At 72.9% G+C, this 17042-nt stretch carries 4 protein-coding genes; all 4 read left to right on the forward strand.

Going from position 1 to position 17042, the window contains the following annotated elements; all coding sequences use genetic code 11:
• The first annotated feature begins 1 nt into the window (after position 1).
• The 4 genes from BM43_RS37735 to BM43_RS34025 all read left to right on the forward strand — a co-directional run bounded on the left by BM43_RS37735 (position 2) and on the right by BM43_RS34025 (position 17003).
• Positions 2 to 13453 carry a non-ribosomal peptide synthetase gene (locus BM43_RS37735; protein WP_042285749.1) on the forward strand — a complete coding sequence of 4484 codons (13452 nt, stop codon included), beginning with the start codon at positions 2 to 4 and terminating at the stop codon, positions 13451 to 13453.
• On the forward strand, positions 13450 to 15150 hold the full coding sequence (locus tag BM43_RS34015; RefSeq protein WP_042285751.1) for a cyclic peptide export ABC transporter: 1701 nt from the start codon (positions 13450 to 13452) through the stop codon (positions 15148 to 15150). The genes BM43_RS37735 and BM43_RS34015 overlap by 4 nt, the downstream gene beginning before the upstream one ends.
• Positions 15151 to 15222: 72 nt before the next feature.
• Complete coding sequence (locus BM43_RS34020; RefSeq protein WP_036051419.1) at positions 15223 to 15990, forward strand: thioesterase II family protein; 768 nt, start codon at positions 15223 to 15225, stop codon at positions 15988 to 15990.
• A 56-nt stretch (positions 15991 to 16046) separates the two neighbouring features.
• The gene (locus BM43_RS34025) at positions 16047 to 17003 is read left to right on the forward strand and encodes a TauD/TfdA family dioxygenase (protein WP_052409214.1); all 957 of its coding nucleotides are present in this window, start codon (positions 16047 to 16049) and stop codon (positions 17001 to 17003) included.
• Positions 17004 to 17042 lie beyond the last annotated feature (39 nt).

Genomic DNA, 17042 nt, shown 5'->3' on the forward strand with positions numbered 1-17042 from the left:
CATGGAAACGATTGAGATTCTGGCCGGCCTGCGCGAGCTCGGCATCCGCCTCGCGGCCGCCGACGGGGAGCTGGTGCTGAGCGGCCGGACCGAGCGGCTCACGCCCGCCTTCGTGGCCGAGATCCGTGCGAAGAAGGCCCTGCTGCTCGACCTGCTGCGGCGCGACGCGCCCGGCGCCAGCGACGCCAACGCGATCCGGCCGCGCGGCGCGGCCGAGCGCGAGGGCCCCCAGGCCCTGTCGTTCGCGCAGCAGCGACTGTGGTTCCTCGACCAGCTCCAGCACGACAGCGCCACCTACCTGCTGGCCGACGCGGTGCGCCTGAGCGGCCGGCTCGATCGCGACGCGCTGCGGCGCACCCTCGACGAGGTGGTGCGCCGCCACGAGGCGCTGCGCACCGTGTTCGACAACCTCGACGGCAAGCCGGCCCAGCGCGTGCTGCCCGAACTCTCGCTGGCGCTGCCGCTGGTGGACCTGGGCGAGCTGCCGCCGGCCGAGCGCGAGGCGCGCGTGCGGCAGATGATCGAGGACGAGGCCGCGCGCCCCTTCGACCTGACCAGCGGCCCGCTGATCCGCGCCACCCTGCTGCGCCTGGCCGAGCAGGAGCACGTGCTGCTGTTCACGCTGCACCACATCGTCTCGGACGGCTGGTCGTTCGGCGTGCTGATCCGCGAGGTCGGGCTGCTCTACGCCGCCTTCCTGGAAGGCCGCCCCTCGCCGCTGCCGCCGCTGGCGATCCAGTACGCCGACTTCGCGCACTGGCAGCGCCGGTGGCTCGACGGCGGCGCGCTGCAGCGGCAGATCGGCTATTGGCGCGAGCAACTGGCCGGCTCGCCGCCGCTGCTGGCGCTGCCCACCGACTTCCCGCGCCCGCCGGTGCCGCGCCACCAGGGCGCGGCGCACGGCTTCGCGCTGCCGCCCGCGCTGCGCGCCAGCCTGCATGCGCTGAGCCAGCACCTGGGCGCCACCCTCTTCATGACCCTGGAGGCCGCCTACGCGGTGCTGCTGGCGCGCCATACCGGGCAGGACGACCTCTGCATCGGCACGCCGGTGGCCAACCGCACGCGCCCCGAGCTGGAGCCGCTGATCGGCTGCTTCGTGAACACCCTGGTGATGCGCACCCGCGTCGATCCGGCCGAGCGCTTCCTGGACCTGCTCGCGCGCGTGCGCGCCACCGCGCTGGACGCCTTCGCCAACCAGGACGTGCCCTTCGAAACCCTGGTGGAGACCCTGCAGCCCGAGCGCCACGCGAACCACGCGCCGCTCGCGCAGACCATGCTGGTGCTGCAGAACCTGCCCAACGAGGACCTGCGCCTGCCGGGCCTGGAGCTGCAGCCGATGGCGGCGCGCCGCACGGTGGCGCGCTTCGATCTCACGCTCAAGCTGACCGACACGGGCGAGCGCCTGGTCGGCGAATTCGAATACGACCTCGACCTGTTCGCCGCGGCCACCGTCGAGCGGCTGGCCGCGCGCTTCACGCGCCTGCTGGAGGCGATCGCCGCCGATCCCGCCACGCGCGTGGGCGAACTGCCGCTGCTCGACGAGGCGGCCCGTCACCAGGTGCTGGTCGAGTGGAACGACACCGACGCGCCGCCGCCGGCCTGGCGCACCGTGCAGGAAGCCTTCGCGCGGCAGGCGGCGCGGCAGCCCGCGCAGCCCGCCGTGATCTTCGACGACGGCAAGGGCGACGGCGAGCAGGTGCTCGACTACGCCGAGCTGAACCGCCGCGCCAACCGGCTCGCCCATGCGCTGATCCGCGCCGGCGCGGGGCCGGACCTGCGCGTCGGGCTGCTGGCCGAGCGCTCGCCCTCGATGCTGGTGGGCCTGCTCGGCATCCTCAAGGCGGGCGCGGCCTACCTGCCGCTCGATCCCGCCTTCCCGCCGGCGCGCCTCGCGCAGATGCTGGCCGACAGCGGCCCGGCCCTGCTGGTCGCGCCGGCCGCGCTGCGCGAGCGCCTGCCCGCGCCCGCCCTCGCGCTACCGCTGTTCGACCCGGAGCACCCCGAGGCGGGCGGGCCCCGCGACGGCGACGATCTCGACCCGCCCGCGCGCGTGGGCGACGACCATCTCGCCTACCTGATCTACACCTCGGGCTCGACCGGCACGCCCAAGGGCGTGGCCGTCACGCACGGCAACCTGGCCGCCTCCTGCGCGGCGCGCCTGGCGCGCTACGCGCCCTTCGCGCGCCACCTGCTGACGCTGTCGATCTCGTTCGACAGCTCGCTGGCCGGCATCCTCGGCACCCTGCTCTCGGGCGGCACCCTGGTGGTGCCGCCCGAGGCACGGGCGCGCGACGTCGACGCGATCGCCGCGCTGCTCGCGCGCCACCGCGTCGACACGCTGATCTGCACCGCCTCGCTCTACACCGACCTGCTGCGCCTGCTCGACCACGAGGCGATGCGCGGGCTGCGCCAGATCATCGTCGGCGGCGAGCCCTGCCCGCCCTCGGCGGTGCGGCTGACCCAGTTGCACGCGCCGGCCGCCAAGCTCTACAACGAATACGGGCCGACCGAGGCCACCATCTGGGCGACCGTCCACGAACTGCGCGGCGAGGCCGGCGCGGTGCCGATCGGCCGCCCGATCGACAACGTGCGCGTCTACCTGCTCGACGAGGCGCTGCGCCCGGTGCCGCCGGGCGTGGCCGGCGAGCTGTACCTGGGCGGCGCCGGCATCGCGCGCGGCTACCTGGGCCGCCCCGGTCTCACCGCCGAGCGCTTCCTGCCCGATCCGTTCGGGCCGCGCCCGGGCGCGCGGCTCTATCGCAGCGGCGACCTGGCTCGCTACCGCCACGACGGCACGCTCGACTACCTGGGCCGCGCCGACGGCCAGCTCAAGCTGCGCGGCGTGCGCATCGAACCGGGCGAGATCGAGGCCGCGCTGCTGCGCCTCGAGGGCGTGGGCCAGGCCGCCGTGGTGGTGCGCGGCGCGCAGTCGGATCAGCAAGGCAACAACAGCGGTGCCTACCTGGCGGCCTACGTGGCGCCGACCGCGGCGTTCGCCGGGCGGCTCGACGCCGAGGCGCTGCGCGCCGCGCTGCTGCGCGCGCTGCCGGCCTACCTGGTGCCGGCCCGCGTGATCCTGCTCGAGCGGCTGCCGCTCGGCGCCAACGGCAAGCTCGAGCGCCGCGCGCTGCCCGAGGACGAGATGGCCGGCGCCGAGGCCGCGCGCGTGGCGCCGCGCACCGCCACCGAATCGGCGCTGGCGGGCCTGTGGCGCGAGGTGCTCGGCACCGACGCGTTCGGCATCGACGACAACTTCTTCGCGCTCGGCGGCCACTCGCTGCTGGCCACCCAGTTGATGTCTCGCGTGCGCGCCCGCTTCGGCGTCGAGCTGCCGCTGCGCGAGCTGTTCGAGGCGCCGACCATCGCCGGCTTCGCGCCGCGCATCGTCGGCGCGCATGCGGCCAACGCGGCCCAGGGCGCCGAGCACGCCGAGCACGATTTCGCGATCCCGCCGGCACCGCGCGACGCGGCCCTGCCGCTGTCCTTCGCGCAGCAGCGGCTGTGGTTCATCGACCAGTTCGAGCCCGAGCACGCGTTCTACAACATCCCGAGCGCGCTGCGCCTGAGCGGCGTGCTCGATCTGGAGGCGCTGCGCGGCGCGATAGACGCGATCGTGGAACGCCACGAGGTGCTGCGCACGCGCTTCGAGACCGTCGAGGGCGCGCCCTGCCAGCGCATCGACGCGCATCGCGCGCTGGACCTGCCCGTCATCGACCTGGCCGCGCTGCCGGCCGCCGAACGCGAGGCGCGCGCGCTGGCGGTGGTGGCCGCCGACGCCGGCGCGCCCTTCGACCTGGCGCGCGGCCCGCTGCTGCGCATCACGCTGCTGCGCCTGGCCGAGCGCGAGCACGTGCTGGCCTTCACGCTGCACCACATCGTCGCCGACGGCTGGTCGCTGGGCGTGTTCGTGCGCGAGCTGAGCGCGCTGTACGGTGCGAGGCTGCGCCGCGAGCCCTCGCCACTGGCCGCGCTGCCGGTGCAGTACGCCGATTTCGCGCGCTGGCAGCGCGACTGGCTGAGCGGCGAGCGCCTGGCCAAGCAGACCGCCTACTGGACCCGCCAGCTGGCCGGCGCGCCGCCGCTGCTGCCGCTGCCCACCGACCGGCCGCGCCCGGCGCTGCAGCGCCATCACGGCGCGAGCGTCGATTTCACGGTCTCGGCCCACGTGGCGAGCCGGCTGCGCGCGATCGGCAATGCCGCGGGCGCCACCCTGTTCATGACGCTGACGGCCGCCTTCAAGCTGCTGCTGGCGCGCCATAGCGGCCAGGCCGACCTCTGCGTGGGCACGCCGATCGCCAACCGCCGCCACGCGCATACCGAGAACCTGATCGGCTTCTTCGTCAACACGCTGGTGCTGCGCAACCGCATCGAGGGCAATCCGCGCTTCGTCGACTGGCTCGCCCAGGTGCGCGACACCACGCTGGACGCCTACACGCACCAGGACCTGCCCTTCGAGAGCCTGGTGGAGATCCTCAAGCCGGAGCGCCAGACCAGCTATGCGCCGCTGGTGCAGGTGCTGATCGTGCTGCAGAACGCGCCGATCGGCGATCTCTACCTGCCGGGCCTGGAGGCGCGCCCGCTCGACGGCGGCAACCCGATCGCGAAGTTCGACCTGTCGCTGTACTTCAGCGAGGACAGCGGCACGCTCACCGGCCTGCTCGAGTACAACACCGACCTGTTCGACGCGGCGACCATCGAGCGCATGGCCGAGCATCTGCGCCAACTGCTGGGCGCGATCGCCGCCGACCCGCAAGGCGCGGTGGACGACCTGCCGATGCTCGGCGAGGCCGAGCGCCGCGCCATCCTGGAGGACTTCAACGCCACCGACGCGCCCGCCGGCGACGGCGCGCCGCTGCTGCACGCGGCCTTCGAGGCGCAGGCGCGGCGCACGCCCGAGGCGCTCGCGCTGGCCTGCGGCGAGACACGGCTGCCCTATGGCGAGCTCAACGCGCGCGCCAACCGGCTCGCGCACTGGCTGCGCGCGCGCCAGGTCGGCCCCGACACGCTGGTGGGCCTCTGCACGCGGCGCTCGGCCGATACCCTGGTGGGGCTGCTGGCGATCCTCAAGGCGGGCGGCACCTACCTGCCGCTCGACCCGGCCTATCCGCAGGAGCGCCTGGCGCTGATGCTGGCCGACGCTCAGCCGGCGTTGCTGCTGACCCAGCAGGCGCTGGCCGCCAACCCGGCCTTCCAGGGCATCCCGAGCTTCCTGCTCGACGCCGAGCAGGACCAGTTGGCAGCCTTCGGCACCCACGATCCGCATCCGCTCGCGCAGGGCGAGCACCTCTCGCACGTGATCTACACCTCGGGCTCGACCGGCCGCCCCAAGGGCACCGCGATCCGCCATTCGAGCAGCGCCGCCTTCGTGGCCTGGGCGCTGCGCGCCTTCGAGCCCGCCGAGCTGGAACGCGTGCTGGCCTCCACCTCGGTGTGCTTCGACCTGTCGATCTTCGAGATCTTCGCGCCGCTGTCCTGCGGCGGCTCGGTCTGGCTGGTCGAGGACATCCTCGCGCTGGCCGCCGAGCCGGCCCGCTACCCGGTCACGCTGATCAACACGGTGCCCTCGGCGATCGCCGAGCTGGACCGCCAGGACGCGATCCCCGCCAGCGTGAAGGTGATCAACCTGGCCGGCGAGGCGCTGCAGAACCCGCTGGTGCAGGCGCTGTACCGCCGCGCGCATGTCGAGCGCGTGCTGAACCTGTACGGCCCGACCGAGGACACCACCTACTCCACCTACACGCCGATGCGCCGCGACGCGCAGGGCCTCTGCCCGATCGGCAAGCCGATCGACAACACCCGCGCCTACCTGCTCGACGCGCGCGGCGAGCCGGTGCCGCGCGGCGTGGCGGGCGAGCTCTACCTGGGCGGCGCGGGCCTCGCGCGCGGCTACCTGAAGCGCCCTCGCGAGACCGCCGAGCGCTTCGTGCCGAACCCGTTCTCGCGCGAGCCCGGCGCGCGCCTGTATCGCACCGGCGACCTGGCGCGCCACCTGCCCGACGGCAGCCTGGAATACCTCGGGCGGCTCGACACGCAGATCAAGCTGCGCGGATTCCGCATCGAGCTGGGCGAGATCGAGGCCGCGCTGGCCTCGCTGCCGGCGGTGCGCGACGCCGCCGTGCTGGCCCGCGAAGACCGCCCCGGCGACCGCCGGCTGGTGGCCTACCTGGTGCCGCACCACGAGGCGCGCGACGACAACGCGGCCCACCTCGACCTGCAGATCGGCCAGTGGAGCGAGATCTTCGACGAGCTCTACGCCGACGGCGAGCCGCGCGCGGCCGAGGACGACACCTTCAACATCGTCGGCTGGACCGACAGCTACCGCAACGCGCCGATCCCGGCCGCCGAGATGCGCGAATGGGTGGACGCCACCACCGAGCGGATCCTCGCGCTGCGGCCCGAGCGCGTGCTGGAGCTGGGCGTGGGCACCGGCCTGCTGCTGCATCGCGTCGCGCCGCATTGCGCGGTGTATGCCGGCACCGACTTCTCCGCCACCGTGATCGAGCAGTTGCGCGCCAGCGTCGCGCGTCATGCCTATCCCGGCTGCCGGATCGCGCTCGAGACGCGCCCGGCCAACGCGCTCGACGGGCTCGATGCGCTCGATGCACTGAACGGGGCGCGCTTCGACACCGTGGTGGTCAACTCGGTGGCGCAGTATTTCCCGAACGCGGCCTATCTGCGCGAGGTGATCCGCGGCGTGCTCGAGCTCACCGCCGGGCCCGCCACGCTGTTCATCGGCGACGTGCGCCATCACGGCCTGCTGGAGGCCTTCCACGCCTCGATCGAGCTGTTCCACGCGGTGCCGACCCTGCCGCAGGCGCAGCTGGCCGCGGCCGTCGCGCAGAACGTCAAGAGCGAGAACGAGTTGCTGGTCGATCCGGCCTGGTTCTACCTGCTGCAGAAGCACGAGCCGCGAATCCGCTCGGTACGCGCGCTGCCCAAGCTCGGCGCGCCCAACGAGCTGAACCGTTTCCGCTACGACGTGATCCTCACGCTCGATGCAGCCGATGCGGCTGATGCGGCCGATCGTGCCGACGCGCCTGCCTGGCAGGCCTGGGACACGCTGGCCGGCGATCGCGCCGAGGGCACCGCCGATGCCGACTTCATGCTGGCCGCGCTGGACGCGCGCCTGGCGGCGCTGGCCGCCTCGGGCGGCGAGAGCGACCAGGGCGCGGCCCTGGCGCTGCGCGACATCCCCGACGCGACCATCGAATACGAATGCGAGGTCGCCCGCGCCTTGCGCGAGGCGCCGGCCGGCGCCACCGTGCAGCAGCTCGCCGAGCGGCACGCGGCCCGGCCGCGACGCGGCATCGCGCGCACCGAGCTGCTGGCGCTGGCCCGGCGGCACGGCCTGCAGGTCGCCTTCGCGGCCGGCAGCGGTGGCGCCGGCTGCTTCCACGCCTGGTTGTCGCGCCGGCCGCTGGACGCCGCGCGCGAGCCGGACTGGCGCGCGCTCTACCTGAACCCGCGCGAGGCGCTCGATCCGCTGGCGCTGGCCAACCAGCCTGCCGCCGCGCAGCGCCAGGTGGCGATCCGCAACGAGGTGCGCCACAGCCTGCAGCGCATGCTGCCCGAGTACATGGTGCCGGCGCACTTCGTGATGCTCGAGCGCATGCCGCTCAACGCCAACGGCAAGACCGACCGCCGCGCGCTGCCCGCGCCGGACTGGGCGCGCGATCCCGATCACCGGGTGGCGCCGCGCACGCCGACCGAGCAGGTGCTGGCGCAGATCTGGAGCGACGTGCTGCAGGTCGAGCGGCCCGGCATCCATGGCAACTTCTTCGAGCTGGGCGGCCACTCGCTGCTGGCCACCCGCATCGTGTCGCGGATCCGCGAGACCTTCGGCCTGGAGCTGTCGCTGCGCGCGCTGTTCGAGGCGCCCACCGTGGCCGAGCTGGCGCAGCGCGTGGAAGGCGCGCGCTACGACCGCAGCGGCACCGTGGTGCCGCTGATCCGCGCGCTCGAACGCGGCACGCACGCGCCGCTGTCCTTCGCCCAGCAGCGGCTGTGGGTGCTCAACCAGTTCGATGCCGCCAGCGGCTTCTACAACATGCCGGCCGCGCTGCGCCTCAGCGGCCGGCTCGACATCCCGGTGCTGCGCCGCACGATCGAGGAGGTGGTGCGCCGCCACGAGATCCTGCGCACCCGGTTCACGGTCGAGGACGGCGTGCCGATGCAGGTGGTCGAGCCGCCGCGGCCGCTGGAGATCCCGGTGCTCGACCTGTCGACCCAGCCGCCCGAGCAGCGCGAGGACAGCGCGCGCCGGCTGGCCGACGAGGAAGCGCGGCGCCCGTTCGACCTGTCGGCCGCCGCGCCGATCCGCGTCAGCCTGCTGCGCCTGGCCGAGGACGAGTTCGTGATCCTCTTCACGCTGCACCACATCGCCTCGGACGGCTGGTCCACCGGCGTGCTGGTGGGCGAGATCGCCGCGATCTACGGCGCCTTCGTGCAGGACCAGCCCTCGCCGCTGCCGGAGCTGGCCATCCAATATGCCGACTTCGCGCTCTGGCAGCGCCAGTGGCTCGACGGCGAGATCCTCGATCGCCAGGTCGACTACTGGCTCGACCAGCTCGATCCGCCGCCCTCGCTGCTGGGGCTGCCGACCGACTTCCCGCGCCCGCCGGTGCAGCGCTACCGCGGCAGCCTGGTCAACTTCGAGGTGGCGCCGGCCACCCTGGCGGGGCTGCACGCGCTGGGTCGCCGCCACCAGACCACGCTGTTCATGACCGTCACGGCGGCCTTCCAGATCCTGCTGGCGCGCTACTCGGGGCAGGCCGACATCTGCATCGGCACCGGCATCGCCAATCGCAACCGCGTCGAGATCGAGCCGCTGATCGGCTTCTTCGTCAACACCCTGGTGCTGCGCAGCCGGGTGGACGAGGCCGAGCCGTTCGGCGCGCTGCTGGAGCGGGTGCGCACCACCACCCTGAACGCCTACGCGCACCAGGACATCCCGTTCGAGCGGCTGGTGGAGCTGGTGCGCCCGGAGCGTCACCTGAGCCACGCGCCGCTGGTGCAGGCCACCCTGACGCTGCAGAACACGCCGCAAAGCGAACTCGCGCTGCCCGAGGTCAAGCTGCAGTATTTCTCGGCGGAGCAGGCCACCTCGAAGTTCGACCTGTCGATGCACGTGGCCGAGGACGGCGAGCAGCTGGCCGGCATGATCGAGTACAACACCGACCTGTTCGCGCACGCCACCATCGAGCGCATGGCGCGCCACTTCGTGCGCCTGCTCGACGCGATCGCGGCCAACCCCGAGGCGCGCATCGCCGCGCTCGACATGCAGGATGCGGACGAGCTCGACACGCGGCTCAAGGGCTGGAACGACACCGCGCGAGCACGCCGCGAGCCGCGCCTGATCCACCAGCGCGTCGCGCAACAGGCCGCGCGCCTGCCCGACCACCCGGCCGTGCAGTTCGGCGAGGCCGTGCTCGGCTATGGCGAACTGGATGCGCGCGCCAACCGCCTGGCGCATCTGCTGCGCCGGCGCGGCGTGGGCGCCGAGACCCTGGTAGGCCTGTGCCTGCCGCGCTCGCCGGAGCTGATCGTGGCGATGCTCGGCATCCTCAAGGCCGGCGCCGCCTACGTGCCGCTCGACCCGGACTACCCGGCCGAGCGCCTGGCCTGGATCCTGGAGGATTCGCGCTGCCCGCTGGTGCTCACGCGCGGCGCGCTGGTCGACCGCCTGCCGCCCGCCAACCTCACGCTGTGCCTGGACGAACTGGCCGCGCAGCTCGCGGCGCAGCCGGCCGAGGAGCCGGCCGACAGCGCGGCGCCGGGCAACCTCGCCTACGTGATCTACACCTCGGGCTCGACCGGGCGCCCCAAGGGCGTGCTGCTGCACCACGACGGCCTCTGCAACCTGGTCGACGCGCAGGCCGAGGCCTTCGCGCTCACGCCCGAGCGCCGCGTGCTGCAGTTCGCCTCCTTCAACTTCGACGCCTCGACCTGGGAGATCTTCATGGCGCTGTCGGCCGGCGCCACGCTGTGCATGGCGCCGCGCGAAGCCCTGCTGCCGGGGCGCGATCTCGAAACCACCCTGCGGGCGCTCGAGATCGACACCGCCACGCTGCCGCCGGTGGCGCTCGCCACGCTCGATGCGGCCGCGCTGCCGAAGCTGGCCACCATCGTGGTGGCCGGCGAAGCCTGCCCGGCCGCGCTGGTGCGCGCCTGGGCGACGCAACGGGATTTCTTCAACGCCTACGGGCCGACCGAAACCACCGTATGCGCGACGATGTTCCGCTGCGAGCCGGCCGGCGAGGACGCGCTCGACGCGGCGCCGCCGATCGGCCGGCCGCTGCCCAACACGCGCGTCTACGTGCTCGACGCGCGGCTGAACCCGGTGCCGCTCGGCGCGATCGGCGAGCTTTACGTGGCGGGCGCGGGTCTCGCGCGCGGCTACCTGAACCGCCCGGACCTGAGCGCCGCGGGCTTCCTGCCCGATCCGTTCGCCGCCGAGCCCGGCACGCGCATGTATCGCACCGGCGACCTGGTGCGCCAGTTGCCCGACGGCAAGCTGCAATACGCGGGCCGCGCCGACCAGCAGGTCAAGCTGCGTGGCTACCGGATCGAGACCGGCGAGATCGAGACGGCGATCCGGGCCCTGCCCGAGGTGGCCGACGCACATGTGACGGTGCGCGAGGATGAACCCGGCGAGCCCTACCTGGCCGCCTACCTGGTGCCGGTCGCGAGCGCGGCGGGCAGCGCCGGGGACCGCTGGGAACATACCTTCGAGGACATCTACGGCGGCGACCCAAGCCCCGTGGACGAGCGCTTCGACATCGTCGGCTGGAACAGCACTTTCGACAACCGGCCGCTGCCGGCCGACGAGATGCGCGAATGGGTGGACCTGACGGTGGCGCGCATCCTCGCGCTCGCGCCGCGCCGCGTGCTGGAAATCGGCTGCGGCACCGGCCTGCTGCTGCATCGCGTCGCGCCGCATTGCGAGGCCTATATCGGCACCGACCTGTCGGCCAACGCGATCGGCAAGCTGCGGCGCAGCCTGCGGGCGCATCCGCCGGCAGGCTGCGAGGTACGCGTGATGCAGGCGCCGGCCGATCGCCTGCCCGAATTCGACGGCGAGCGCTTCGACACCGTCGTGATCAACTCGGTGGCGCAGTACTTCCCCGACGCGGCCTACCTGGAGGCGGTGATCGAGCAGGCGCTGGGCCTGCTCGCGCCGGGCGGCCGCCTGTTCCTGGGCGACCTGCGCCATGCCGGGCTGATGGAAAGCTTCCACACCGCGCTGCGCCTGTTTCAGGTCGGGCCGGCCACGCCGCTGGCCCAGGTGCGCGAGGCGAGCGCCGAAAGCCAGCGCCGCGAGACCGAGCTGCTGGTCGATCCGGCCTGGCTGCACGGGCTGGCGGCGCGCCATGCGCGGCTCGCGCGCGTCGAGCTGCAGATCAAGTACGGCGATGCGCTCAACGAACTGACGCGCTACCGCTACGACGCGGTGTTGAGCCTGGCCGAAAGCGCCGAAAATGCCGATGCGAACGGCGCGACGAACGCGACGAATGCGACGAATGTGACGAATGCGCCGGCACTCGCCCCGCACTGGCTGCGCTGGGAATTCGGCCTCGACGGCATCGGCAGCCTCACCATGCTCGACATGCTGCTGGCCCCGCGCGACCAGGCGCTGGTGGCGATCCGCGATGTGCCCGACGCGCGTCTCGAACGCGACGTGCTGGCCATGCAGCGGCTGCGCGACGCCTCGGCCGGCGAGACCGCGGCCGAGCTGCAGCGCGAACTCGATGCGCCGCGCGCCGCCTTCGAGGCGCCGGCCGTCGATCATCGCGCGCTGCGCGAGCTGGCGGCCCGCCACGGCTATCGGCTGCAACTGAGCCCGGCGGCCGGCGACAGCGGCGGTTTCCACGCGGTGTTCTCGCTCGATTCGGATGCGGGTGCCGACGCGGTGGCAAGCGCGCCCCGCATCGACTGGCGCGACTGCTACGCCGAGCTGCCCGACACGCCGCTGGTCAACACGCCCTATGTCCAGCAGGCGGCGGCGAACCTGCACGAGAACGCGATCGCGGCGTTGCGCGAGCGGCTGCCCGAATACATGGTCCCGGCGCACTTCGTCACGCTCGATCGCCTGCCGCTGAACGCCAACGGCAAGGTCGATCGCGCCGCGCTGCCGCAGCCGCTGCGCGTCGCGGCCACCGCCGCGGCGAGCCGCGACGGCGAGCCCAGCGGCCCGCGCAACGACGCCGAGCGCATGCTGCACGCGCTGTGGACCGAGGTGCTGGGCATCGAGCGGCTCGACATCCACGACAACTTCTTCGCGCTCGGCGGCCATTCGCTGACGGCCGTGAAGCTGATGGCGCGCATCGCCGAGCGCTTCCAGCTCGACCTGCCGCTCTCGCAGCTGTTCCTCACGCCGAGCGTGGCCTCGCTGGGCGAGGAAATGGCGCGGCGCAGTCCCAAGCGCCGCCTGCTGGTGCCGATCCGCGCGAAGGGCGAGCGCGCGCCGCTGTTCTTCATCCACCCGAGCGGCGGCGAGGTGTTCAGCTACCTGAAGCTGGCCGAGCTGATCGACCCGGCCTGGCCGATCCACGGCATCCAGTCGCCGCGCTCGGCCGGCATCACGATCGAGCCCGACACGCTCGACGCGGTCTGCCAGGCCTATCTGGCCGAAATCCGCTCGGTGCAGCCGCGCGGGCCCTACCGGCTGCTGGGCCACTCGCTGGGCGGCATGCTGTCGTTCCACATGGCCCAGTTGCTGGAGCGCGAGGGCGAGACGGTGGAGTGGATCGTGATGCTCGACTCGACCCTGGTGCAGCACGAAGGCAGCGTGGAGGACGTGTTCTCGCTGCGCAATATCGTGTCGAGCCTGCTCGACGAGCAGGACGAGGACTTCGCGGCCCGCTACGGCGCCGAGACGCTCGGCGCGCTGCACGGCGTGCGCGCGGCGGTGGCCGGACTGGGGCTCGACGCGTTCTGCGAGCAGTTGCAGGCGGCCGGCAACAGGCGCGGCGAGCGCGGTGAGCACGACGCAGCGAGCGAGGCGGCGGCGCGCGAGGCGGACGCGGCGCTGTCCTTCGACCCGGAGCTGGTGCAGCGGCTGCTGAAGTTCCAGCGCGACCGCAGCGTGGCGGGCCGCTACAGCGACCAGTTCCGCCCCACGCCGCTGCGCGCACCGGTGCATGCGTTCTGGGCCGAGTACACGCTGGCCGGGGGCGTCGATCCGCGCGTCTGGCTGCCCCTGACCGGGCAGCCGCAAGCCTGCGCCGTGCTGCGCCTGCCCGGCGAGCACAACGAGTTCGTGACCGGCGAGAACGCGGCGCCGATCGCCGCCGCGATCGAAGCGCTGCTGGCCGGCCAGCCGGCCGAGGCGGTGGTCGCGGCGGCCGGCGCAGGTGCCGCGCTCGCCGCGCCCGCCTCGCCCGCCGAAAACGCGGCGCCCGACGGCGCCGCCGCCGCCGAATCGTCCCACCTGAGCCACGGAGCCACGCGATGAAAGTGCTGATGTACCTGTACCGCCAGTCGCCGCGCCTGATGGTGCTGGTCACGCTGACCAGCCTGATCGGCGGCCTGGCCAGCGCCGGCATGGCCACCGTGACGAGCCGCAGCATCGCGCCGGGCACCTCGCTGCTGGGCAACGCGCTGGCCTTCTTCGGGCTGTGCGCGGTGCAGCTCGCGTTTCGCTCCTGGTCCGAGGTGGCGCTGGTCAGGCTGACCCAGTCGATGATGATGCGGCTGCGCGTGACGCTCAGCCAGCGCCTGCTCGACACGCCGCAGGAGAAGCTGCAGCGCCTGGGCAAGTCGGACCTGTTCGTGATCCTCACGCGCGACATCGACACCTTCTCGCAGACCGCCCAGCTGCTGCCGATGATGTTCGGCAACCTGATCGTGATCGGCGGCTGCCTGGCCTACCTGGCCTGGATCTCCTGGCAGCTGTGCGCGATCTTCCTGGCCTGCGTGGCCGCCGGCATGGTGCTCTATCCGCTGGCCGAGCGCGTGCCGCTGGAGAAGCTGCGCGTGGTGCGCGAGCAGACCGACGTGATGTACCGGCATTTCCGCGGCCTGATCGACGGCAGCAAGGAGCTGCAGCTCAACGAGCGGCGCGCGCGCCACTTCATCGGCGCGATCCTCTCGCCGGGGCTGGAGCGCTTTCGCGGCGCCTCGGTGGACGGCATGCGCAACTACATCTGGGTGGCCAACGGCGGCGCGCTGCTGTTCTACCTGGTGATCGGCGTGGTGGTGTTCGTCACGCCGCTGTGGCTGCCGCTGCCGATCACCGTGCGCGCCACCTCGGCCCTGCTCGGCCTGTACCTGATCTCGCCGGTCACCGCCACCATCAACGGCCTGCCGATGCTGCGCCAGGCCGACATCTCGCTGCGCAGGATCGAGCAGATCGCCAGCACCCTGGATGCGCTGCCGCCGCCCGACGACGCATTTCGCCCGTTCGATCGCGACGGCCCGCTGCGGCTCGAGCTGCGCGGCGTGGAGCACGTGTTCGAGGATGCCGGCGACGACACCCGCTTCACGCTCGGGCCGATCGACCTGGAGGTGGACCAGGGCGAGGTGCTGTTCCTGGTGGGCGGCAACGGCAGCGGCAAGACCACCCTGGCGATGCTGCTGCTGGGCTTGTACGAGCCGAGCGCGGGCAGCATCGCGCTGAACGGCGTGCCGCTCACGCGCGAGCGGCTGGCCGCCTACCGGCGCCACTTCTCGGCGGTGTTCTCGGACTTCCACCTGTTCGAGCACCTGCCCGACACCGGCCGGCCCGATGCCGCGCAGGCCGCCGCGCATTACGTGGAGCGGCTCGGCCTGGCTCACAAGGTGCGCATCGAGGACGGCCGCTACTCGACCATCGAGCTGTCCACCGGGCAGCGCAAGCGGCTCGCGCTGGTGAGCGCCTATACCGAGGACCGGCCGATCTACCTGTTCGACGAATGGGCGGCCGACCAGGACCCGGCCTTCAAGCGCGTGTTCTACACCGAGCTGCTGCCCGAGTTGAAGCGCCGCGGCAAGACCGTGATCGTGATCACCCACGACGACGCCTATTTCGACTGCGCCGACCGCGTGATCAAGCTGCGCGACGGCCTCGCGCCGGCGGCCGCGGCGAGCGCGCCGCGCGCGGCTTCGGTGCCGCCGCCCGAGGCCGCCAGCCCGGCCCGCGCCACCGGCCTGGCCGAGAACGAGGCCGGTTGAAACCGGTCGATGCCGGCCCGCCTCGATCCAGGCCATCACCTTTTGTCATTTCATCAGTACGGAGCCCTGCCCATGTCCACCACGCCCTGGTTCACGTCCCGCCCGAACGGCCAGGCCCGCCTGCGGATGTTCTGCTTCAGCTACGCCGGCGGCAGCGGCTCGACCTACCTGCCCTGGCAGGCCCGGCTCGATCCCGCCATCGAGCTGGTCGCGGTGCAGTTGCCCGGGCGCGCCTCGCGGCTGCGCGAGGCGCCGATCGATTCGCTGCCGGCCCTGGTCGAGCAGATCGCCGCGCGCATCCAGTTCCCCGACCGCCTGCCCTTCGTGTTCTACGGCCACAGCCTGGGCGGCCTGGTGGCCTTCGAGCTGGCGCGCTACTGCAAGCTGCGCTGGATGCGCACGCCGCGCAAGCTGTTCATCTCGGGCTGCGACGCGCCGCGCCACCGCAAGGCGATCCGCAACGTGCACGAGCTCGAGGGCGAGGCCTTCATCGAGGCGCTGGCGCAGTACAACGGCACGCCGCCCGAGCTGCTCGAGCACCAGGAGCTGATGTCGCTGCTGGCGCCGGCGATCCGCGCCGACTTCGCGATGGCGGCCAACTACAGCTACCGGCCGGGGCCGCTGCTCGACATGCCGATCGACGTGCTGTCGGGCCGCGACGACGTCGATCTCGACCTGGAGCACCTCGGCGCCTGGCAGCGCGAGACCAGCGCCGACTGCCAGGTGCAGTGGTTCGAGGGCGACCACTTCTTCATCCACCCGGGCCAGGCCGAGGCCGCCGTGCTGGCCCACCTGAACACCGAGCTGGCCGCGCTGCTGCGCGACGGCGCGCCGGCCTAGGCGCGCCGGACCTGCCCAGCCAAACCCTTACCGAGAACCGCCTCCCGCCAGCCATCATGGACATCATCGAACAAGCGCTGAACCCCGGCACGCGGATGCCGCTCCTGATCCAGTCGCGCGAGCCCGGCCTGCCGGCGGCCGACTATGCCGCCGCGCGACGCGAGCAGTTGCTGTCCCACGTCGAGGCCTGCGGCGCGGTGGTGCTGCGCGGCTTCGCGGTGCCCGACGCGGCCGCCTTCGGCGCCTTCGTCGAGGCGCTGCGGCTCGCGCCGATGCCCTACCTGTACCGCTCCACGCCGCGCACCAGCGTGGCGGGCGGGCTCTACACCGCCACCGAATATCCGGCCGACCGCGAGATCCCGCTGCACAACGAGAACGCCTACCAGCGCTCCTGGCCGCACAAGATCGCGTTCTGCTGCCTGCAGCCGGCGGCCGGCGGCGGCGCCACCCCGCTGGCCGACATGCTGGAGGTGCAGCGCCGCCTGGACCCGGCGCTGCTGGCGCGCTTCGGCCGGCTCGGGGTGCGCTACGACCGCGTCTACCACGAGGGTTTCGACCTGCCCTGGACGGTGGTCTTCCAGACCTCGGAGCGCGCCGAGCTGCAGCGCTTCTGCCAAGCCAACCAGATCGAGCACGAATGGCTCGAGGACGGCAGCCTGAGGACCCGCCAGGTCAGCCAGGGCACGGTGATCCATCCCGCCAGCGGCCGCGAGTATTTCTTCAACCAGGCGCACCTGTTCCACCCCTCCAGCCTCGGCGAGGAAACCCGCGCCGACCTGGTGGACGCCTTCGGCGAGGACCGCCTGCCGCGCAACGCCTGCTTCGGCAACGGCGAGCCGATCGACGACGCCAGCCTGGCCGCCGTGCGCGCCGCCTTCGACGCAGCCGCGGTCGACATCGCCTGGCAGCGCGGCGACATCGTGCTGGCCGACAACATCCAGGTCGCGCACGGCCGGCGCAGCTACACCGGCGAGCGCCGCGTGCTGACCTCGCTGCTGGAGCCCTCGTGCTGAGCCGGCGCGCCGCCCGCGCCCCGGGGCTGCGGCCAGGCC

Origin of the sequence: Burkholderia gladioli (assembly GCF_000959725.1) — a bacterium.
Taxonomy (GTDB): domain Bacteria; phylum Pseudomonadota; class Gammaproteobacteria; order Burkholderiales; family Burkholderiaceae; genus Burkholderia; species Burkholderia gladioli.